This window comes from Niastella sp. (genome assembly GCF_045805085.1).
GTDB lineage: Bacteria > Bacteroidota > Bacteroidia > Chitinophagales > Chitinophagaceae > Niastella.
Map to the genome: position 1 here is coordinate 1 of NZ_JBJMLX010000250.1, position 20,978 is coordinate 20,978.

Annotated in this window: 17 protein-coding genes; 7 read left to right on the plus strand and 10 right to left on the minus strand. The window is 46.3% G+C overall.

The features are described 5' to 3' along the window. Together ACJ751_RS12845 and ACJ751_RS12850 are read left to right on the plus strand one after the other, a co-directional pair. Nucleotides 1-405, plus strand: a 405-nt coding sequence (locus tag ACJ751_RS12845) for a HesB/IscA family protein (protein WP_407745897.1), incomplete at its 5' end; no start/stop codon positions are given. A 134-nt stretch (nt 406-539) separates the two neighbouring features. Beyond that, nucleotides 540-842 carry a hypothetical protein gene (locus tag ACJ751_RS12850; protein WP_407745898.1) on the plus strand — a complete coding sequence of 101 codons (303 nt, stop codon included), beginning with the start codon at nt 540-542 and terminating at the stop codon, nt 840-842. A gap of 67 nt (nt 843-909) precedes the next feature. Here the strand turns inward: ACJ751_RS12850 and ACJ751_RS12855 are convergent, their stop codons facing one another. From ACJ751_RS12855 to ACJ751_RS12865, 3 genes are all read right to left on the minus strand, one after another. Further along, the gene (locus ACJ751_RS12855) at nt 910-2,220 is read right to left on the minus strand and encodes a carbohydrate porin (RefSeq protein ID WP_407745899.1); all 1,311 of its coding nucleotides are present in this window, start codon (nt 2,218-2,220) and stop codon (nt 910-912) included. Between the two features lie 65 nt (nt 2,221-2,285). Continuing rightward, nucleotides 2,286-2,984: a response regulator transcription factor gene (locus ACJ751_RS12860; protein WP_407745900.1), complete on the minus strand. Its 699-nt coding sequence runs from the start codon at nt 2,982-2,984 to the stop codon at nt 2,286-2,288. A 2-nt stretch (nt 2,985-2,986) separates the two neighbouring features. Further along, a complete protein-coding gene (locus tag ACJ751_RS12865; RefSeq protein WP_407745901.1) occupies nt 2,987-4,261 on the minus strand; it encodes a sensor histidine kinase in 1,275 nt (424 codons plus the stop codon). Between the two features lie 206 nt (nt 4,262-4,467). On the opposite strand from ACJ751_RS12865, the gene ACJ751_RS12870 reads away from it, so the two are divergent. After that, nucleotides 4,468-4,647, plus strand: coding sequence for a hypothetical protein (locus ACJ751_RS12870; RefSeq protein ID WP_407745902.1), 180 nt, complete (start codon nt 4,468-4,470; stop codon nt 4,645-4,647). Nucleotides 4,648-4,930: 283 nt separating this feature from the next. Here the strand turns inward: ACJ751_RS12870 and ACJ751_RS12875 are convergent, their stop codons facing one another. The 3 genes from ACJ751_RS12875 to secDF form a co-directional block, all read right to left on the minus strand. After that, on the minus strand, nt 4,931-5,515 hold the full coding sequence (locus ACJ751_RS12875) for a DUF1003 domain-containing protein (RefSeq protein ID WP_407745903.1): 585 nt from the start codon (nt 5,513-5,515) through the stop codon (nt 4,931-4,933). Nucleotides 5,516-5,678: 163 nt separating this feature from the next. Next, nucleotides 5,679-9,101: a glycosyltransferase gene (locus ACJ751_RS12880; protein ID WP_407745904.1), complete on the minus strand. Its 3,423-nt coding sequence runs from the start codon at nt 9,099-9,101 to the stop codon at nt 5,679-5,681. Nucleotides 9,102-9,510: 409 nt separating this feature from the next. Continuing rightward, nucleotides 9,511-12,546 (minus strand): protein translocase subunit SecDF, encoded by a 3,036-nt coding sequence (gene secDF, locus ACJ751_RS12885; protein ID WP_407745905.1) that lies wholly within the window; start codon nt 12,544-12,546, stop codon nt 9,511-9,513. A gap of 271 nt (nt 12,547-12,817) precedes the next feature. Here secDF and ACJ751_RS12890 point away from each other — a divergent pair, with 271 nt between their 5' ends. The 3 genes from ACJ751_RS12890 to ACJ751_RS12900 all read left to right on the plus strand — a co-directional run bounded on the left by ACJ751_RS12890 (nt 12,818) and on the right by ACJ751_RS12900 (nt 17,459). Next, nucleotides 12,818-14,008: a pyridoxal phosphate-dependent aminotransferase gene (locus tag ACJ751_RS12890; protein ID WP_407745906.1), complete on the plus strand. Its 1,191-nt coding sequence runs from the start codon at nt 12,818-12,820 to the stop codon at nt 14,006-14,008. A gap of 263 nt (nt 14,009-14,271) precedes the next feature. Further along, nucleotides 14,272-16,287: a glycoside hydrolase family 127 protein gene (locus ACJ751_RS12895; RefSeq protein WP_407745907.1), complete on the plus strand. Its 2,016-nt coding sequence runs from the start codon at nt 14,272-14,274 to the stop codon at nt 16,285-16,287. Between the two features lie 209 nt (nt 16,288-16,496). Beyond that, nucleotides 16,497-17,459 (plus strand): MBL fold metallo-hydrolase, encoded by a 963-nt coding sequence (locus ACJ751_RS12900; protein WP_407745908.1) that lies wholly within the window; start codon nt 16,497-16,499, stop codon nt 17,457-17,459. A gap of 187 nt (nt 17,460-17,646) precedes the next feature. Here the strand turns inward: ACJ751_RS12900 and coaE are convergent, their stop codons facing one another. From coaE to nusB, 4 genes are all read right to left on the minus strand, one after another. Then, nucleotides 17,647-18,255 (minus strand): dephospho-CoA kinase, encoded by a 609-nt coding sequence (gene coaE, locus ACJ751_RS12905; RefSeq protein WP_407745909.1) that lies wholly within the window; start codon nt 18,253-18,255, stop codon nt 17,647-17,649. A gap of 232 nt (nt 18,256-18,487) precedes the next feature. Continuing rightward, on the minus strand, nt 18,488-18,823 hold the full coding sequence (gene yajC / locus ACJ751_RS12910) for a preprotein translocase subunit YajC (RefSeq protein ID WP_407745910.1): 336 nt from the start codon (nt 18,821-18,823) through the stop codon (nt 18,488-18,490). Between the two features lie 51 nt (nt 18,824-18,874). Continuing rightward, the gene (locus ACJ751_RS12915) at nt 18,875-19,309 is read right to left on the minus strand and encodes a DUF1573 domain-containing protein (RefSeq protein WP_407745911.1); all 435 of its coding nucleotides are present in this window, start codon (nt 19,307-19,309) and stop codon (nt 18,875-18,877) included. Between the two features lie 40 nt (nt 19,310-19,349). Next, nucleotides 19,350-20,330, minus strand: coding sequence for a transcription antitermination factor NusB (gene nusB, locus ACJ751_RS12920; protein WP_407745912.1), 981 nt, complete (start codon nt 20,328-20,330; stop codon nt 19,350-19,352). 335 nt (nt 20,331-20,665) lie between these two features. Between nusB and groES the strand changes: the two genes are divergently transcribed. Then, nucleotides 20,666-20,956, plus strand: a complete 291-nt coding sequence (gene groES, locus ACJ751_RS12925; RefSeq protein WP_081204199.1) for a co-chaperone GroES — start codon at nt 20,666-20,668, stop codon at nt 20,954-20,956. Nucleotides 20,957-20,978 lie beyond the last annotated feature (22 nt).

The window sequence follows — 20,978 nt, forward strand, 5'->3', positions numbered from 1 at the left end:
GGTAACCGGTGCCTGACATCTCTTTTTATTGTAAATTTGCTTTATAAAATTGATGTAAGTATGGAAATGACAACGGCTGTTCCTGTGAGTTTTACTGCCGGCGCCCTTGATGAGATCCGTCGCCTGATGAACGCCCCTGAGTTCGACAAGACCAAGTTTTTGCGTGTTGGCGTAAAAGGTGGCGGTTGTTCCGGCCTGTCGTACGTGCTGGGTTTCGACGACAGAGAAGCCGATGATTCGGATTTTGAATTTGAAGGACAATCCTTCATCATGAATAAATCGCATGCCATTTACCTGATGGGGATGCAAATTGACTGGGCCAATGGCTTAAATGCCCGGGGCTTTACTTTCAATAACCCCAATGCCAGCAAAACCTGCGGTTGTGGAACCTCTTTTGCAGTTTAAGGGAAGAATAACAGTTTTATTGTATATTTGATTTCTCCTGCCTTCAGTACCTGCTTACCTAAGCTATCGGGGATAATTAGTGATGCGCATTAGAAATGTGTATGAGTATTTTTTTACCATTAAAAATTTCAAGCATGCGCACACTACTAAAAATTACCATGGATGTGGTAGCTTCCAACAATGGCATTAAGGACGGCTCTCTTCCCAAAATGATGGAAGCAACCATGGAGAAATTAAAACCCGAAGCCGCCTATTTTACAGCTATGGATGGTTGCCGTACTGCCCTTATCATATTTGACCTGAAAGATCCTTCCGAAATACCCGCCATTTCCGAACCTTTTTTTATGAACATGCATGCCAAAGTGGAAATGAGCCCGGTAATGAATGCTGAAGACCTTAAGAAAGGACTGGCTTCGTTACAGAATATGCAGAAATAATAACCCGTTTTTACAGTATTATAAGCTTATCAGTTTGCTGAAGTCCCGCTAAACGGGGCTTCTTTTTTTACAACTGCACATGCGCCCTCACTCCAATGATATGCACCGGCCCACGGTCTTTGTTGTAAGCCGGGTTCAGCACAAACTGGTAATCGGGACTAAGCGATAAAAACACCACCGGGATGCTGAATTTATAATAGGCTTCAAAAATGGCTTCATGGCCATAGTTCAGGTTACCATCACCGATAATAAACCCATACCCACCGGCTTTCAGGTAATTGCGGTGGGGGTCTGAAATTCCATTTACTACCACGGCGGCGCCTAACTCATCATTTTTTCTTGCCCAGGCTGAACCATTCCATACAATACCACCCGACAGTGACCTGTCAATTTCAGTAAATGCCCAGGTTTCATTGTTACCATCATTCCAGCTTCCCCGTAAAAAAATGCCGGCCAGGCTGGAGATTTCCTGTTCCAGCGAAACGCCAATCCCGTTCTTTGACCGGGGATCGCTTCGCACGGCTACTATATCCGGGGTGAGGGTGTTTTTTATTGCTTCTTCATAATTTCCCATTGGGGCCAGGTTATGAAATAACAAAAGCCGTACAACGCCCGACCGGTTGTTGATCCGGATGTTCTTTTCACCTTCTACTGTTAACCCATACGCTTTGCTTATTTGATTTTCGAGGGTGGGCCCGTTGGCATAGCTGGGCATTTGCGTCATGGCTGCCCGAACAGCCCAGGAAGGGGTATGATATTCTACCACCGCACCAATGGTATAGCCACGGGTATTGGCAGGGTAATCCCAGGCGCCATAACTCATCAGGCTCCAGTTCATGAACTGCTCACGTGGGTCGTGGCTGTAGCTATTATCGTCAAAAAAATCGGCTATGCTGAATTTACCGGCCCTGATGGAGAGATACGTGGCCGGGGTATGTTGCTGAACCTGGTTAAGATCGTCCGGTTCCCAACTGGTTCCGGAACCTATGGAAAATTTCTGTTCCAGGTACAGGCGGGCTACATATAGTTTCAATTGTTTGCTTCCGATGCGAAAGGTTTCTCCGTTGGGAAAACCGGCAACACCCGTAGCTGAACTGAGTCCGCTGCCACCGGCCACCTCGGGGTTAAAATAAATAGCTGCCTGTTTCCATAATTTTCTCCCTGCGTATACAGTACTGGTAAAAGAAACCTGTCCGGGTTCGGATGTCAGTAAACTGTTTTTGCCGGTATACCCGGCCGAAAAGTCGGGATGGTACTGCCATATGGAGGTTGCCTGTGCATGAAAGCTCCAGCCGCGTTCCTTGATGGAGTCGGCAGGTAATTGGGCTAAAGCAAATTTATATACCGTGAGTAACAGGAACGTCGCCAGTATTCTCATAAAATTATTTAACAACTAGCGTACCAGGCCTTTTATCTGGCTACAGGGCCTGGAGTGTAGAAAGACTAACTCACTTCTGCATTGAACCGGAAACCAACGCCATGAATTGTTTCGAGAATGATATTTGGATCGGCTTTAAAGTACTTGCGTAATTTGGTCATAAACACATCCATACTTCTGCCCAGGAAGTAATCGTCCTTTCCCCACACGTTCAGCAATACCTCATCACGTTTTAAAATGTGGTTGGCATGCTCGCACAGGAATTTCAACAGGTCTGCTTCTTTTTGTGTAAGGGTAAAAGTTTCTGAAGACGTATGTAATTTAAGATCGGTATAGGAAAACTTCATTTGTCCAATGGAATATTGCTGCACCAGGTCGGCGTGCAGTTTACGGGAGCGGCGAATAAATACGTCCATCCGCAGCAGCAGTTCCTGCATGCTGAAAGGTTTGGTAATGTAATCGTCGGCGCCGGTTAGAAATCCTTTTACCTTATCTTCTTCCATCGATTTGGCGGTAAGGAAAAGAATGGGCACCATATCGCTTTGCTGACGGATCTTGCGGGCCACCGTGAATCCGTCTTTATTGGGCATCATTACGTCGAGCAAACAAATATCGTATTGGGTCTTATCGAACTTTTCAATAGCGGTTTGTCCATCGGGGCATAACACCACTTCGTAACCTGCGTCCTGCAGGTTGTCTTTGATCACATATCCTAACGACATATCATCTTCGGCCAACAGAACTTTTACTTTTTTTGTAACCATGTTCAACTATTTACAGATGCTGGAAGAATAAGCCTGAATTCGGTTCCAATACCAGGCAGGCTGTTTATTTTAATGGATCCGTGGTGGGCATCGATGATCCTTTTTACAAAGTTCAATCCCAATCCAAATCCTTTTACATTGTGTACATCGCCGGTGGGTACGCGATAAAATTTCTTGAACAACCGTTTCTGGTATTTCTTTTCTATGCCAATACCATTATCTTTTACTGAAATGTAGATGTTTCCGTCTTCATGACCTATTGAAATAATGATGTGTGGTTTTTCTGAGAATTTAAGGGCGTTCTCCAGCAAATTTACGATGGCCAGTTCCAGATGCGCCCGGTCGGCATACAATTCAATATTCTGTTCTTCATCGATCGGGATATTCACCTCCGCTTTTTTCTCATCGATCAGGGGTTGCATTTTGGCAACGGCCTGTTCAATCAGCTCTTTTAACGTTACCTGTTTTTTCTGAATGGGCAGGTCTTTCCGGTCGCTGCGGGCAATCTGCAACAAGCGCTCTACCTGTTCCTGCAGGTGCTGGGTTTGATTTTCAACGATGGTGGCGTATTTACGCAAACGCTCAGGCTGGGTAGCTATTTTATCCTGCAACAACACCTCCGACGATATTTTCATTACCGCCAGCGGAGTTTTAAATTCATGGGTGAAATTGTTCACGAAATCTTTCTGTACTTCGGCCAGGAACCGTTGCCGGTAAAAGAAGAACAGGATCACTGCCAGCCCGATCAATACTACAAACAGGATGGCGCTACTGATGAACCAGAAATTCATCTGGTGCAGCACATATTTGTTGCGGTGTGGAAAATACAGCATCAGGTAATTGTGCTTCCGGTGATATACGGAGAGGTTTATACCTTCCGAACCATACCGCGAAGCCGCTGCGTTGATATATTTTGTATAGTTATAATCTTTGTTACCGGCGCTGTAATAACCCAGGTAGGCATCGGTCAATACATCAAAATCGTTCAATTCGTGCTTCAGGTAAGAGGCAATGCTATCTTCGGGGTAATAATTCTCAACCCGGAATAAATAATAATCTGTATTTGGCTGTTCAATTAAGTCCTGTAAGTGATTGGAGCGGGTGTCGGCAAGATCGATATCTTCATAGAGGCCCCGAATACTTTTTACAACGTTTGTATTAAAAGTTTTTTGCTCGAATGAATACACTTTATTCAGCCAGAACAACTGAACGGCTATTATCAGCATTATTAAAATGCTGGCTAAAAGCACCAGCCATCTGAGTGTTGATGAACGCATAAAATCTGATAAACTCCTGTTAGCAAATTTGCTATCCATTATGCTTACATTTTTTGTAATCTGGTTAAACGGATGTTAAGGAAAGTTACGAATTGTGGGAGATTGTTAATCACCAGTTAAGCAGCCCATAAAATTTTTCCCGGGTAGCACATTTGAATACTTTCACACAGTCAAATCATTCCCAAACAACCTTTCAATATTCACAAATGAAAAAAGTATTATTACTCGCAGGTTTAGCTTTAATGACCGGATATGTTACTATGGCTCAACAACATCACCCAAAGAAAGATTCAACAGGTACAAAGCCTGCCCATGTAAAAGAACCAAAAAAGGCTGCTGACAGCACTCACCATGCTGGCGGAAAGCACCACGATAAAAAGAATTAAAATAGGTCGGTTTCTTTAGGGTTTAAACGTCGCTCCGGGTGGGCGGCGTTTTTGTTTACCCCCATCCCCCTAAAGGGGGAGTAATTATGCTGAAGCAAGTTTTTTTAAAAGGACTTGCTTTTTTGTTTTGAAAAGGCAAGGCAGAGGGCAAAGGGCAAAGGCTCTAATTCGAACAGTATGAGTAATAGCGGTATTTCCGAATTTTCAGGGGCCATTGCCGCGACGGCTTACGACTTACAGCTTGATGCTTGTCTCTGTTTTCCCTTTGCCTTTTGCCGTTTCTCTACTGCCCACTGCCTTTACTCTTATCATTCCCATTGTGTTTCGTATTTTCCCTTATAATGCTCTGCAATAGCTTGATCTGTTCCGCCTGCGATTCTATCAGCTTTTTGAATTGCTCCTGCATCAGCAGGTCAATTTTCTGGTGCAGGGTCCTGATCTCGATCTCCGCTTTCAGGTTTACCACATAATCGTTCTCATTGCGTTTACGGTCCTTTTCTTCCTGCCGGTTCTGGCTCATCATAATCACCGGGGCCTGAATGGCCGCCAGGCAGGAGAGCAGCAGGTTCAACAGAATAAAAGGATAGGGGTCGAACCGGTCCCGGTTCACTATCAGCAGGTTAAAACTTATCCAAATTACTAACAGGGCCGCAAACCAGGTGATGAATTTCCAGCTGCCGCCAAAACGGGCCACCTTGTCGGCCATCCGCTGGCCAACACTAAGCTTTTCTGTACCCTGCTGAGCGATACTCTCCAGCAGTAATTTCTCCTGTTCTATTGACTGCAAAACGATCTCATTCAATTTTTTCAGGTGGTCGTTTTCGGTATTCAGCAACTCACTGATATATTTTGCTTTTGTAGCATGCATTTTGGTAAAAGTTGATAAAGTTAACAGGGTTGATAAAGCTGATAGGGCATGGCTCCTTTTCAATTGCCAATACAGGTTGCAAGTTACAGGTTACAGGCGGTATGTAAAACGGGTACCGGTTGCCCGGTACCCGTATCTGATTCATGGGGATTTAATTTTCTTATTATGCTACCTTATAAGCGCCTTTAGCCGCCTGTACGCTTCCTGTACGCTTCAACACGCCCCAGCCCTGTAATTCGCCTTTAATCGCTTTCAGGAATGCTTTGAACAAGACTATCAGCATGAGCCAGCGGTAAATAAGCCGTTGCGGCAATAACCATAACAGGCGCGATTTCTTTTCTTTTTCAAAATGAAAGGCCAGTACCGATACGGCCACATCAACCAGCATGAACAAACCGTAATAGAGCAGAATGTGCTCTGCATTGCCGGTGAGTATGCCAATCAGCATAAAGAAATCAGCCACAGGGGCAAAGGCCGGTATAATGAACTGGAAAAGTAAAATATTGGGGAACGCCGCCCAACCCAGTGCCTTGTGTTCTTTATTGAACAACACCTGGCGATGCTTCCAGAAAGTTTGCATTACCCCAAAGCTCCAGCGAAACCGTTGTTTTATGAACATTGTCACCGATTCGGGCGCTTCGGTAAACGCCAGGGCCTCCCGTTCATTGGCAATGGTATACCCCTGCCGCAAAATGCGAACCGACAGGTCGCAATCTTCGGCCAGTGTATCGGTGGTAAAACCGCCGGCATCCTCGATGGCTTTTTTGCGGAAGGCGCCAATGGCGCCCGGCACTACGGTAATGGCATTGAGCCAGGCAAATGCTTTGCGGTCGAAGTTCTGGCTGGTAATGTACTCGATACTCTGCCAGCGGGTGAGCATGTTTACCACGTTACCCACTTTTACGTTGCCGGCTACGGCGCCTACCTTTTTATTTCCTTCATCGACCATGAAGTGCCTCATCATCTTCGGAATGGCATCAGGGTGCAGGTGCGTATCAGCGTCGATACATATTACATACTCAGCATTTGATTCCTTTATACCAAAGTTCAGGGCCGATGCTTTGCCGCCATTAGGCTTGGTAAATACTTTTACCCGGGGATGGTGTTGAAATGCATCGTGTATTTTTTCATACGTGCCATCCTTGCTGCCATCGTCAACAAAAATGATCTCGGTATTGGGCCAGTTGGTCTTTAATAAGTTGTTTACTGAGTTAACAGCATTTACGGCCTCGTTATAAGCGGGCACAATGATAGATACCAGCGGGTAATCGGTTATCGCGGGCCAAACCGTTAATCTGTCCCTGCGGCGCTGGCGGGTGGCCAAAAAGGCCAGAAATGCCAGCCGGGCCATCGACAACACAATGAACACCACAAACAAAACGAACAATATTTCACCTGCCCAGTAACCCGATTCAGCCAACAGGTAATTTAATTGTACCAGGTAGTAATCTTTGCCCTTGGGCACGGCCGGCATCAGCTCGGCTTTTTTCTTACCCAGCAAATCAGCGATAGTGGTAAATTGATAGCCCCGGCTTTTAAAATATTCAATAATGCGGGGCAGGGCTTTGATGGTTTCGCTACGGGTATCGCCGCCGGCATCGTGTAGTAAGATAACGTTACCGCTTAACCCGGCAGCCGTCAATTCCTGTTTGCGTCTGATGGTCCTTGTCACAATGCTATCTGCAGTTACGTCCGGCTCCCAGTCAAGCGGGTCAACCGATTCCCCCACATCCAGGTAATTCTTGGTGCGGGCAATGGCCACGGGCAGCAGTTCTTCCATCTTCTCCGGTTCAAAATCGGCGTTGTACGGCGCTCTGAACAGGATGGTGGAGTGGCCGGTAATGCATTCCAGCAACAACCGGGTGCTTTCTATTTCAAGCAGCGCCCGCCTGGGCGATATTTCTGCAATGTTCGGATGGGTAAAGGTGTGGTTGCCCAGTTCGTACCCTTCCTTATATATCCGTTTTACAATGGGAATATTTTTCTCGGCATTGATACCTACCAGGAAAAAGGAGGCCGGCACCTTTTCTTTTTGCAGAATGTCCAGCACCTGGGGCGTCCATGTGGGGTCGGGGCCATCATCAAAAGTGAGCACCAGTTTTTTAGGATCGGCGGTACCGTATTTTTTAACCACGAACATGCTTGGCAGGCTATCGTAGCGTTCTTCGCTGATGAGCATATCGGCGCTGTCGATTTCAGGCGTGATGCGGCCATCCACAGGCGTGCTCAGGATATCGAGGATCTCGCCTTCGCCCATATAATCCACATCGTTGCTCGATTGTACGCGAATGAATTTTTTAAAGTCGAAGTTAGCCAGCGCTGATTTTTGCATATCCTGGCTATAGAATTTCCAGATGCGGCTGTCTTCACTGCCCAGACGCCACAAGGCGGTGCCGGCGAGTCCATATTCAGTAGCAAAACGCAGACTGTTAAAGGTGCTGGCGGCATCCATAAAGTAAACCTGGTGCGGTTTATCATCATCGTCATAATAACTGTAATGCAAATTATAGGAATTGTTATCGAAATCAATAACACCTTCCGATTCGCGGGCGGTTGACAGGGCCTGCTGGTAGGTAATATTGGTAGCATTGCCATGCTGCGGCCAGTCGTATCCGTATGCCGCCAGTGATAATATTAATTTGTTAGAAGGGATCTTACGGGCCACTTTATCAACGGCAGACTCAATCCATTGCTGGTGGGCTATGGGGCCGGGACCAGTGTTATCGGCATACTGGTCATACGCCATCAGGAAGATATAGTCGTTGTATTTGGCCAGTTCTTCATAATTATAATCGTTGTTGAAGGGGGAAATGTCCTGTGTTACCAGCAGGCCTTTTGCGTGCAGGCGGGTATACAGTTCTTTTTGAAAAGCTACCAGGGGTTCATCTGACTCTTCCTTCAATTCTTCAAAGTCAACGTTCACGCCAATAAAATGATTCTTTTCAAGGATGTTGATCACATCGTTGATCAGTTTCTCTTTTTTGGCCGGGTTGGTGAGAATGCGGTGAACCGGTTCGCCCAAAAATTCTGTTTTATAGTTGTTGGAAAGAATAGGCATAATGGGCACGCCGCTTTTTTTCATAATGGCCAGCGCCCGGTCATCCACCTGGGTAGTAATGGTGTCGGTTTTGGGATCAATGAACATCCATTCAGGGATCACGAGGTTGAGGTTCGAAATATTCCGTTGCAGCGAATAGAACGATTGCGGGTCCCAGGCTACATAAAAGGCGGAGCGAATGCCACAGGGAAACCGGTTGAACGAGGCATAGGCCGGCGGCAACTGGTATGTAGGCGCGGTAGGTGCCAGCAGGGCTGCTTTCTTTTCCGCTGCTTTTTTTTCTTTACGCCTGATGTATTTCTCAAAACCAGGCGCCCATTTTTTTGAAATGGGTACATCATTTTTATCGGGAAATCCATTGGTTAATTGCGCGGTGCGATTGTTCAGGTTCGGAATTGCGGGTGTATAAACCTGTTTCAGCGCTACGATCAGTACGGTGATCGCGAAGATCAATCCCAGCAGTAAAAAGAGAAGGGTCCATTTGAACTGGTTCCATCGGGTGGATGAATTGGTCTGGAAAATTTGCATACTTGTCGGTTTAGTCGGGTGATCAGTCTGTTTAATGGACCTATGAATGCAAAGTTGGTATGAGGATAAATGGTGGGAGGTTAATTGGTGGTTAAGTAGCGCTGCGTTGGTTAATGGGTAGTTAAGTTGACGGGTTGACGGGTTGGTGAGTTGATAAGTTGACAAGTTAACAAGTTGACCAGTTAACCAGTTGACCAGGAAGAAGGAGGTTAGGTGGAATAATGTAGGAGGAGGGTTGATGGCATGAAGTAAGATGTTAGAAGTGGGAGGAAGGAAGGTTGAAAAATTAACAGGTTGAGTAATGGCGTGATGCTGTATTTCTCCCCCTCCACCGGAGGGGGCCGGGGGGAGGCCAAAGAAAAAGCCTCCCGTTAAACGAGAGGCTTTTTTATAAAGTAGCTAATTCTTATTAAGCTTTAGTTGCCGTCGCTTTTTGGGGAGTTGTTCCTGTTTTAGGAGCAGGAGCGGCTTCACCCAGCGGTTTGTCTTTGGCAAAGTCGATCAGGATCGGCGCTGCTACAAAGATGGAAGAATAAGTACCGGTAATAACACCGATCAACATGGCGAAGGCGAAACCTTTGGTTACCTCGCCACCTACCAGGAACAGGATAAGGATGGTCAGGAACACCGTGAGCGACGTCATAATAGTACGGCTCAGGGTATCGTTGATCGCTTTGTTAATGATGGTGGTTTTATCGGCGCCGTGCATGGTATGACTGTATTCGCGGATACGGTCGTACACGATCACGGTATCGTTCATGGAGAAACCAATTACGGTCAATATCGCAGCAATGAAGTGCTGGTCAATTTCAAGCGGGAAGGGCACCACATCTTTCAGGAACGAGAACACTGCCAGGGTTACCAATACGTCGTGTAACAGGGCCACGATGGTTCCCATAGAATATCTCCAGTCGCGGAAACGGATGAAGATATAGATGGCGATGATCAGCATTGACCAGAAAGTAGCCCACTGAGCGCCTTTTTTAAGGTCATCAGAAATGGTGGGGTTCACCTTGTTACTACCTTCCAGCAAACGGGTATTGAAATCCTGCTGCGTAGTACCTTCTGCTAAGTAAGGTTTCAACCCGGTATATAAAGTGCTTTGAACAGCTGAATCTACTGTAATACCGGTTTCGCTAACGCGGTAATCGGTAGTGATGTTCAGCCTGTCGGGACCGCCATATGTTTTAATGGTAGGTGTGGTGCCGAAGGTTTTTTCCAGTGAATTCCGGATCTCTTCAGCATTCACAGATTTACCAAAGTTCACTACATAGCTTCTACCACCGCTAAATTCAACGCCGTATCTGAAACCGTGGAAGAAAGAAGCTACACCCAGTAATAATACCACTGCAGAAATGCCGTAGGCAACCTTGCGGTACTGAATGAACTTGAAAGCCGCGTGTTTGAAGATACGTTTTGATAAACCGGTGAAGTATACGAAGTGTCTGTTCTTGTTGGTATAGAAATCAGTGATGAGGCGTGATACCAGGATACCGCAGAACAACGATAACAGGATACCGAGGATCTGGGTGGTAGCAAAACCTAATACCGGGCCTAAACCATAAATGAACAGGATGATAGCTGTCAGCATGGTAGTGATGTGCGCATCCAGTACCGGTGGTAATGAACGCAGGTAACCGGCTTTAACCGCCTGTGCGTAGGTATTACCTTTTGACAGCTCTTCTTTAATACGTTCAAAGATGATTACGTTGGTGTCTACTGCCATACCAATGGTTAACACCAGACCGGCAATACCGGGCGCTGTTAAAGTGGCATTCATGGCGCTCAATACGCCGACGGTAAACAACAGGTTCAGTATCAGGGCGATGTTGGCTACAATACCTGCAGTATTATAATATACCAGCATCAGGGCGAAGATCACGATAAAAGCAATAGCGAAGGCCATTATACCGCCATGTACAGCTTGTGTACCAAGGGTAGGACCAACCACTTGTTCCTGAACGATGATAGCGGGAACTTCCAGTTTACCGGCTTTCAGAATGTTGGCCAGGTCATTGGCTTCCTCTACCACCAGTTGCTGGTTTTTACCACCAGAACCCATGGTAACGCGGGAGTGGCCGCCTTCGATCTTTTGAATTACGTTAGGAGCGCTGTATACGATGTCATCCAGCACAATGGCGATGGGGTGGCCTACATTCCTTCCGGTAAGGGTAGCCCAGTTTCTGGCGCCGGTGGGGTTCATTTCCATGGCAACAGCCACTTCATTGGTAACCTGGTCAAACTCCTGGCGGGCATCTTCGATAGCGTCGCCTTCCAGGAAGGCTTTGTCTCTGCCAGGAATGGTCTTGATCGCATATAATCTGAGGAAATTGCTCAGTTTGCCTTCGTCGTCGCGATCTTGTTTACCCCACAGGAACCTGATGTTAGCAGGGAAACTATTGCGAACGGCCGGAATGTTCAGGTATTTATTAACCGCAGCAGTATCGGCTAAAAGGGCAACACCCAGTGAAGGAGAGTAGCTTACTTTGCCGCTATTGGGATCATGTTGAGGTGGAATGAATTTAATTTTGCTAACCAGCAGATTCTTGGTGGTAGTATCTTTTTTAGCAACCCCATTCGAATCTGTAATAGTAGCAGCCATGTAGTCGTCGAGCGCTTTTGAGGCACTCATTACAGAGTTTGACAGCTCTTCCAGGGTATACACTTCCCAGAATTGCAGGTGGGCTGTTGATTGCAGGTATTTACGAACCCTTTCCGGATCGCTGGCGCCGGCCAGTTCAACCGTGATGATACCTTTGTTTTCATCGAGGTTGATGTTGGGCTGGGCAACACCGAATTGGTCGATACGTTCGCGCAGCACCTGGAAAGTTTGTTTCATGCCGGCAGTGGCCTGGTCATGAAGGTAGTTCAGTGCCGCGTTGTCAGAAGCGGTTCCGCTCAGTTTGTTGTTGGCGCTCACAAACAGGGGAGCCAGTCTGGCGCCCGGGTTTTGCTCGTGGTAGGCATCAGCAAACAGATCGATAAAGTTTTTATCGCTGCTGAGCTTTCTTCTTTGTGCTTCAGCGATGGCCTTTAGTAATTGGGGATCTTTTGGATTGTTAGCCAGTCCTTTGATCAGACCGTCGAGGGCTATATCCATAGTTACGTTGATACCACCTTGCAAATCAAGACCCAGCAACAATTCGCTTTCTTTCGCTTTCTGGTAAGTTTGACCCCACCAGGTAATTTTTTTGTCTCTTGTAGCAGTCAGCAAGCTATCGAGATAAGCGTCATGTGCATTGTCCACGGTATCCTTGTAATAGGCGCGGGCTTCAGAGTTAGTGGGGTACTTCTGTTGAGGAGTAAGGGGATAGGTCCGTTTAACATACACCTCTGCTTTCTTACCCATTTCTTTTTCGTGCTGGTTTACGAACCAGGTAAAGGAAAGCTGGTATAAAGAGATCAGTATCAACAGACCTGCAAAAATGCTAACCAGTGCTCTCATTGGATTGTTTCGATTTATTTTTTTAGAGTTGGCAAAGATAGTGTTTTCGGTCAGAAACTCAGGAGATTGTTGCCTGTTGCCGGTTCCCGGATGCCGGTTATTTCCGCATTTCTGGCCTAATACACAAGTTTTTGTCCCCAATTTCCGGATTTCAGCCGTTTCGGGAACTTACAACGTAATTACCCTATTATAAATTTTAGAAAATCTGCAATTTCAAATTAACTACTTTTGCGGCACAAAAAAACTACCAACCTAATTATTAGTTATTAGTATGCAACTATCATCCCGTTTACAGTTATTCAACGAGCCGGAAACATTGAAGATGGCTAAGTTGGGCCGTGAATTGCGCGCCAAAGGTATTGATGTGATTGACCTGAGTCTCGGCGAACCAGATTTTGATACGCCTGAGCATATTAAAGAAGCTGCCAAGAAGGCAATTGATGAAAACTGGAGCCACTATACACCTGTTGCCGGTTATCCTGAATTGCGTGAAGCGGTTTGTACCAAACTGAAGCGCGACAATAATTTGTCATATAAGCCTGAAAATATCATTGCTTCTACGGGCGCCAAGCACAGCCTGGCCAATGCCGTATTTGCCACCGTGAGCAAAGGCGACGAAGTAGTGATCCCTACTCCATACTGGGTTACCTATTCCGAGATCGTGAAACTGGGCGAAGGGGTGGTAAAACTGGTTCCCACCAAAATTGAGAACAAATACAAATTGACGCCTGCCGAGCTGGAAGCAGCGATGAGCGATAAAACAAGATTGTTTATCTTCTCTTCGCCCTGTAACCCCAGCGGTAGCGTATACAGCAAAGCTGAGCTGGAAGGCCTGGCTGGCGTATTCCGCAAATTCCCTAATTGCTATATCTTGTCTGACGAAATTTATGAGTACATCAATTTCGTAGGCAAACACGAAAGCATTGCGCAGTTTGAAGACCTGAAAGACCGCGTAATTGTACTGAACGGTTTAAGTAAAGGTTTTGCCATGACCGGTTACCGGTTAGGTTACCTGGCTGCTCACCCTGATGTGATCAAGGCTTGTGAGAAATTACAGGGACAGTTCACCAGCGGTACCAACAGTATCACCCAACGTGCTGCTATCACCGCTCTGACTACCGACCTGAAACCTTCCATGGAAATGACGAAGGAATTCGAGCGTCGTAAAAAACGCGTGATGGAACTGATGACAGCCATCCCCGGTTTAACTTTCCCCGAGCCTGATGGTGCTTTCTACGTATTCCCAACCGTTAGCGCTTTCTTTGGAAAGAGCGATGGCGAAGAAACGATCAAGGATGCCGATGACCTGTGTATGTACCTGCTGAACAAAGCACACGTATCTACCGTTACCGGCCGCGCCTTTGGTGAGCCTCAGGCTATCCGGATCTCTTTTGCCAACAGCATGGAGAAGATCGAAGAAGCCTGGAAGCGCATCAGTACGGCTTTGGCGAAGTTGAAGTAAGTTGACGAGTTAACAAGTTAATAAGTTATATAGCCCCAATAGCGGAAACGTTGTTGGGGTTTTTATTTTTTGTAGCCCTGATAGCAGGACTATATGATAAAAATATAACATGTCAACTTAAGCTCGTCAACTAGTTAACTTGTCAACCCTGTCAACTTTATCAACCTTATCAACTTCTTAACCAATATTAGTGTCTATTCGACAATTGCCATATCCCTATTCATTTTAACCGTATATTTAGTGGTATAAAAACGAACGCTTCCATGCTAAAACAATCCCTGTTTGCCTTTGGTATTCTGGCTGCCAACAGTATATTGGCCCAACCAAAAAAAGACTATCCCGTACAGGCGGTAAATTTCACGGCCGTTCACTTTACCGATAACTTCTGGTTGCCCCGAATGAAGATCAACCACACCGTAACCATTCCGGCTTCCTTTGCCCGTTGTGAAAGCACGGGCCGGGTAAAGAACTTTGAAATGGCCGCTGCCCATAGCGGTAAGTTCTGCACCACCTACCCATTTGATGATACCGATATCTACAAAACCATTGAGGGCGCTTCCTTTTCATTAAGCCTGTTCCCTGATAAAAAGCTGGAAGCCTACATCGATTCCTTAATAGATAAAATAGCTAAAGCGCAGGAGCCTGATGGTTACCTGTATACCGCCCGCACCATCGATCCCACATCGCCTCACGAGTGGGCCGGACCTGAACGCTGGGTGAGAGAACGCGAGCTGAGTCATGAACTCTACAATGCCGGTCATTTGTACGAAGCGGCCTATGCACACTATTATGCTACTGGTAAAAAGAACCTGCTGAATATAGCCCTGAAAAATGCCGATCTCGTTTGTTCGGTGTTTGGTCCCGATAGGCGGCACGTGGCCCCGGGGCATGAGATCGTTGAAATGGGACTGGTTAAGTTGTACCGTATTACCGGTAAACCCGAATACCTGCAAACCGCGAAGTTCTTTATTGAAGAACGCGGTCATTACGATAAGTACGATGCTAAAAGCAAAGACCCGTGGCAGAATGGCGCCTACTGGCAGGACGAGATTCCGGTAGTGGATCAGCGGGAAGCGGTAGGACATGCCGTTCGCGCCGGATACCTGTATTCGGCCGTGGCCGATGTAGCAGCCCTCACGGGCGATGAAAAATTATTGCAGGCCATTGATTCCATTTGGGAGAATGTGGTTACCAAAAAGATCTATGTGCAGGGCGGACTGGGCGCTGTTCCTTCCGGCGAACGCTTTGGCGATAACTACGAGCTGCCTAATGCCACTGCCTATAACGAAACCTGTGCAGCCATTGCCGGGGTGTATTGGAATTACCGCATGTTCCTGTTGCATGGCGAATCGAAATATATGGATGTGCTGGAAAAAATGTTGTACAACGGCCTCATCAGCGGAGTAGGGCTCGATGGCAAATCCTTTTTCTATACCAATGCCATGCAGATCAAGAATAATGTTTCGCACCACAGCATGGAACCGGCACGTTCTGGCTGGTTTGAATGTTCATGCTGTCCCACCAACCTTACCAGATTGATCCCATCCATCCCCGGCTATGTGTATGCATTAAAAGGCGATGCAGTATATGTAAACCTGTTTGTGTCTGGTAATGCAGCCATCCAGGTTCATGGCAAACCGGTGACTATTGTGCAACAGAATAACTATCCCTGGGAGGGAGCGCTGACCTTTACCGTATCGCCGCAAAAGAGTGATGCCTTTAGCCTGCTGGTGCGCATTCCGGGTTGGGCCGGCAACCAGGCCATCCCTTCTGACCTGTACACGTTTAATGACAATCAAAATGCGAAGGTGACTATTTCAATAAACGGGCAACCGGTTGACTATACTGTTGAAAAGGGGTATGCGGTAATAAAACGTACCTGGAAAAAAGGCGATGTGCTGAAGGTTGACCTGCCGATGGAAGTTCGCCGGGTAGTGGCCAATGAAAAAGTAAAAGACGACCAGGGCAAAGTGGCCCTGCAGCGCGGCCCGTTGATCTATTGTGCCGAATGGGCCGATAACAATGGCAAGGCGGCTAACATTTTGTTGCCGGCCGATGCCAGCTTCCAGGCATCTTTTAAGCCAGATCTGTTAAATGGGGTGGAAGTGCTGCAAAGCGACCTGCCTGTAATTATGGTTGATGAAAAAGCACAAACGGTATCTACCACCCGAAAAACGGTAACCGCCATTCCTTACTACGCCTGGGCCAACAGGGGCAAAGGGGAAATGATGGTGTGGTTTCCGGTTAAGGTGAAAGATGTAGATATTATTGGGAATTAGTGGATCTATTGAAGGCTTTTCCATGTTTGAGGTTCCAGGGTTCAAAGGCTTATATGGATGCCCCCCCTGCAACCTGAAACCTGTAACTGTTTCTTATTTCTCAGAAACTTCACGTTTAACAACAATCAACTTATTACCAGTGGCATACAATTTTAATTAATGGATAGAGATTACCAGGACTATTCTTTCCATTTATAAAATTGACACCAATGAAGAGCGGAACAGCAAAATCAGTGATCGACGTCAACTGGTTTACAGTAGCACCCGGGGTATGGGGCCTGCGAGATGGCTTTGTAAACGTATACCTGATACATAACGCCGTTGAAAAAAAGTGGGTGTTGGTAGATGCAGGGTTAAAAAGGTCGGCTTTAAAGATCAAAGAACTGGCAGAATACCTCTTTTGGCCCGATTCAAAACCCGCGGCCATTATTTTAACCCATGGCCACTTTGATCATGTGGGGGCTGCACAGGAACTGGCCAACGATTGGGATGTACCGGTGTTCGCTCATGTGATGGAGGTGCCCTATTTGTCAGGAATATCGGCTTATCCACCTGCTGATCCGTGGGCAGGCGGTGGTTTGTTCTCGGCTATTTCGTCGGTTTTCCCCTCCGGACCAATCAATATCAGTGAACATCTTCAGATATTGCCCGATGATGGCAGTCTGCCTTTTTTACCCGATTGGAAATATATTCATACGCCGGGGCATTCACCTGGTCAGATCAGTTTATGGCGGCGGCGCGACCGCGTGCTGCTGGCGGGTGATGCCTTTGTGACCACCCAGCAGGAGTCGGTTTGGTCGGTAATGCGGCAAACCCGCAAACTGACTGGTCCGCCCAAGTATTTTACCTACGATTGGGCGGCAGCAGAAAAGTCAGTCAAAACGCTGTCGGCCCTGGATCCGGAGATCGTTGCCACCGGGCATGGAATGCCAATGAGAGGCGAAGAAATGCGGAAAATGCTCCACAATCTGGCTGATAACTTTAGGGAGTTGGCTATACCAGTAAACGGGCGCTATACCAATGAGCCGGGCGTTGTTGGCGCCGAGGGCGTTACATATATTCCCAGGGCTGTAAACAAGATCACTCCTATAGTTGCGGTAGCAGCAGGAGTTGCGGTGTTGGGGTTTACGGCGTGGCTGGCTTATAAGAGTAGTAGCAAGTTGACGAGTTAACGAGTTAACTCGTTGATAAGTTAACGTGATTGAAGAAGGGTTGTTGGAATCAAGTAGGAGGTTGATCGTGTTGACAGGGTTGAAAAAGTTAACACGTTAACGAGTTGACAAGTTGACTGGTTTATATAATTGGCCCTTTCGCCAGCTGGTGGAGGGGCTTTTTTCTGCCCGCTGCGGGCTGCCTTTCTCACTGCTTACTGCTTACTGCTTTGCTCATTTGAATCAACTGCTCGTGTAAAGAAAGAACCTGCTGAATAACCGGCTTCAGCTCATCATTAAAGATAACAAAATCGCATAACCGCATTTTAATGGATTCCTGGATCTGTTTGCTCATGCGGGCGAGTACCTGTTCGCGGGAAGAACCATCGCGTTTCATGGCCCGTAAAATACGCAATGGAGTAGGGGCCGATACCCCGATAATATAATCATGCTGGTCCTGGGTGCCGCTTTCGAAAATAATGGCCGCTTCCTTTATGGCATAAGGCGTGGTTTGTTTTGCCATCCATTCGGCCGCATCGCGAATGGTAACGGGGTGCACCAGGGAATTCATTAACTCCAGCTTTCCTTTGTCATTAAATACCTGGCTGGCAATATAGGAGCGATCGAGCTGATTGTTTTTGTAAGAAGAAGGCCCAAAATGCTGAACGATCAATTGCCGCAGCCGTTCGTCTTCATTCATAAGTCGCCTGGCGGCTTCATCGGCAGAATATACCGGAATGCCAAGTACCTCAAATACTTTAGCCACAGTGCTTTTACCACTGCCAATACCACCGGTTAAGCCAATTCGTAATGCCATAGGGGAGGCAAGTTATATAAAAAGTTGGCAAAGGGCAAAGGGCCCTCGTACGCTAAAGCTTCGGCGGGCGAGGCAGAAGGCAGAGAATTGCCGGCGGCGCAAGGTAGTTATTAACTACAAAGTTGGCGAGCCATGTTTGCCGTCTGCCTCCTGCCGTTTGCCTCGCTTATAAAAAAGAAAAAGCAAGTCCTTTAAAAAGACTTGCTTCATTTATATTATTTCCTTTCGGAAATTATTTCGCAGGCGTAGTAACTGCAGGCTTATTTACATTAGCGGTCATCTCCATAGAGATTGCGCTTTTTTCAATCTTTAAATAGCTGCCTGGGCTGGTTTCGATATCGATGGTGCCATCTTCGTTCATTTTATTTACCCGGCCATGAATACCGGCAATAGTAACGATTCTGTCGCCTTTCTGTAAATTCTCCTGGAATGATTTGGCCTGTTTTGCTTTTTTAGCTTGCGGACGGATCATAAATAACCAGAATACGAGGATCATGCCTACTAAAAGAATCAACTGCATGTATCCGCCTCCGCCACCTGTAGCCTGCAATAAAATAACTGCTGTCATTGTTATGTGAATTTGAAAATTTTAAAATTGGTAAATTAACATCTAAGGGAATTATTTCCCTTTTTCTACTTCAACATCAAAATGCACTTTATGGTTCTGGGTGCCTTTGGTATTTGCTTCTATATAAATATCCTTGCTGTTATGTCCTTCGCGGCCCTGGCTGTTGAACGAAGCCTTGATAAGGCCTTCCTCGCCCGGTGCTATAGGTGCTTTGGGCGGTTCGGCGGCTGTACAACCACAACCCGGCCTAACTGTACGGATAATCAGCGGTTTATCGCCCGTGTTCTTGAAACGGAAAGAAACATCCAACTTTTGCCCTTCAGTGATCTTACCATAATCCTTTGTTGAATCTATCCATTCAATCGTCGTGAATTTAGTACTGTCGAACGCTTCTTTAGGGATCACAGGGGTTCCCGGAGGCGTTTTATCTGCATAGTCGCAGCCGATAAAGGTGGCTACAGCTATAAAGGCCAAAAAGTATTTCATCAAGGGATAAATTTTTGCAAATCTAATCAAAGCAAGTTAATCAGGAAGGTTTATTCGCTGATTGCTGTGGCTGTGTCCCATTGGGCGTAAATGCCACTTTGTGCATTTGATTATCCCGAACCAGGTCTTTATGTATATTGTCCAGAATACCATTTACAAACTGGCCGCTTTGCGGAGTACTGTATTCCTTCGCCAGGTCAATGTATTCGTTAATGGTAACTTTTGGGGGAATGGTCTCAAAGAATAAGAATTCGCATACGCCCATCCGCATCAGTATCATATCCAGAGCGGCAATACGGTCGGGGTCCCAGTTCTTGAGTTTAGGCTTTATATATTGCAACGCCAGTTCTTTCTTTTCCAGCGTGGTTTGCAACAGGTTTTTGGCAAATTGCCATTTTTCCGTGCTCAGCAATTCCTGGAAGTTGTAGCCGGCAGGTTTGTTCAGGAAGTTCTGCATCAGCACTACCAGCATATCGGCATCATCGTCCCAGTTGCTGAAATACTCTTCTATGTAGCTGGTAAAAGTTTCATTGGGTAACAGCAGGGTGTTAAAAATGTACTCCAGCATTTCTTTTTCGTCTTTCTTATCCCTGCCCTGTACGGCAATGTATTGCTGGTACTTTTCCGATTCAACCAGTTCCTGGTAGATCTTTTTCAGCATGTCCTGGTCAACCCAGCCTTCAGGCTTGTCGTCTTTAACGGCCTGTTTGTAGGAAGGGTGTTCAAGGATCTTCCACAGTAATTCGTTACCGGCTAATTTAATATTAACGTTCAGGTCTTCTTTCGTAGGCAAGTGTTTGGAAGCGCGGTTGCGGGCATCGGTTTCAGCGTAACGGGCCACTTCTGTAACAAAGTGGATCAAATAAATAAAAAGCGAATGGGTTTGATCAAAATGCTTCTGTAAAATCTTCACGGTATCAACTGGTTTGGCAGGTACTTCGCCACCAGATTCTGCGATCTGACTTTCTACAGAATAAATGGTTTGCATAACCTTCACACGAATGTTTCTTCTGCTGATCATTTTGCAAGAACTTGTTTTTGAGGGCACAAAGCTAAACGATTTACAGGGTACCCCCAAAATCGTGTTTACCATCTTTATTATAATATTAAAATCCTGTTCAACGACAATTTATTGGGTTAGAAGCAATTGGGTGCTGCAAAAATGGCACATTAAAATCCAATAAAGGGGATGGGTATCTTCCTTTTTCTGCCATAGTTTGCCAAAAACACTGAAAAAATGGCCTTAGTAAAGGATTGGTATAAAATTCGTTTACTTTTGCCGCCCGGCTTTTTGGCAGGCAAAACCAAAACCGGCACCTCATAACAACATCATCTAAAATCAAAAATTAATACATTATGGCTAAGAAAGTAGATGCTATAAACGTTACCCCACTGCACGACAGGGTAATCGTTCGACCAGCTAAAGCGGAAGAGAAGACCGCAGGTGGTATCATTATCCCCGATACTGCAAAAGAAAAGCCTCAACGTGGTACGGTTGTAGCAGCCGGTCCTGGTAAAAAAGATGAGCCGGTTACTGTAAAAGTTGGCGATACTGTTCTGTATGGTAAATATGCAGGCACTGAGATCCAGATCGAAGGCGATGACCTGCTCATCATGCGTGAAAGCGACATTTTAGCTATCGTTTAATATGAAGTCTGCAGTCAGACTT

Coding starts and splice junctions, on each gene's coding strand:
- ACJ751_RS12860 (WP_407745900.1), bottom strand. CDS start 2,984: ATGGTTACAAAAAAAGTAAAAGTTCTGTTGGCCGAAGATGATATGTCG.
- secDF (WP_407745905.1), bottom strand. CDS start 12,546: ATGAGAGCACTGGTTAGCATTTTTGCAGGTCTGTTGATACTGATCTCT.
- coaE (WP_407745909.1), bottom strand. CDS start 18,255: ATGGCATTACGAATTGGCTTAACCGGTGGTATTGGCAGTGGTAAAAGC.
- ACJ751_RS12915 (WP_407745911.1), bottom strand. CDS start 19,309: ATGAAATACTTTTTGGCCTTTATAGCTGTAGCCACCTTTATCGGCTGC.
- ACJ751_RS12855 (WP_407745899.1), bottom strand. CDS start 2,220: ATGAGAATACTGGCGACGTTCCTGTTACTCACGGTATATAAATTTGCT.
- groES (WP_081204199.1), top strand. CDS start 20,666: ATGGCTAAGAAAGTAGATGCTATAAACGTTACCCCACTGCACGACAGG.
- ACJ751_RS12895 (WP_407745907.1), top strand. CDS start 14,272: ATGCTAAAACAATCCCTGTTTGCCTTTGGTATTCTGGCTGCCAACAGT.
- ACJ751_RS12870 (WP_407745902.1), top strand. CDS start 4,468: ATGAAAAAAGTATTATTACTCGCAGGTTTAGCTTTAATGACCGGATAT.
- ACJ751_RS12900 (WP_407745908.1), top strand. CDS start 16,497: ATGAAGAGCGGAACAGCAAAATCAGTGATCGACGTCAACTGGTTTACA.
- ACJ751_RS12890 (WP_407745906.1), top strand. CDS start 12,818: ATGCAACTATCATCCCGTTTACAGTTATTCAACGAGCCGGAAACATTG.
- ACJ751_RS12865 (WP_407745901.1), bottom strand. CDS start 4,261: ATGCGTTCATCAACACTCAGATGGCTGGTGCTTTTAGCCAGCATTTTA.
- ACJ751_RS12850 (WP_407745898.1), top strand. CDS start 540: ATGCGCACACTACTAAAAATTACCATGGATGTGGTAGCTTCCAACAAT.
- yajC (WP_407745910.1), bottom strand. CDS start 18,823: ATGACAGCAGTTATTTTATTGCAGGCTACAGGTGGCGGAGGCGGATAC.
- ACJ751_RS12880 (WP_407745904.1), bottom strand. CDS start 9,101: ATGCAAATTTTCCAGACCAATTCATCCACCCGATGGAACCAGTTCAAA.
- nusB (WP_407745912.1), bottom strand. CDS start 20,330: ATGATCAGCAGAAGAAACATTCGTGTGAAGGTTATGCAAACCATTTAT.
- ACJ751_RS12875 (WP_407745903.1), bottom strand. CDS start 5,515: ATGCATGCTACAAAAGCAAAATATATCAGTGAGTTGCTGAATACCGAA.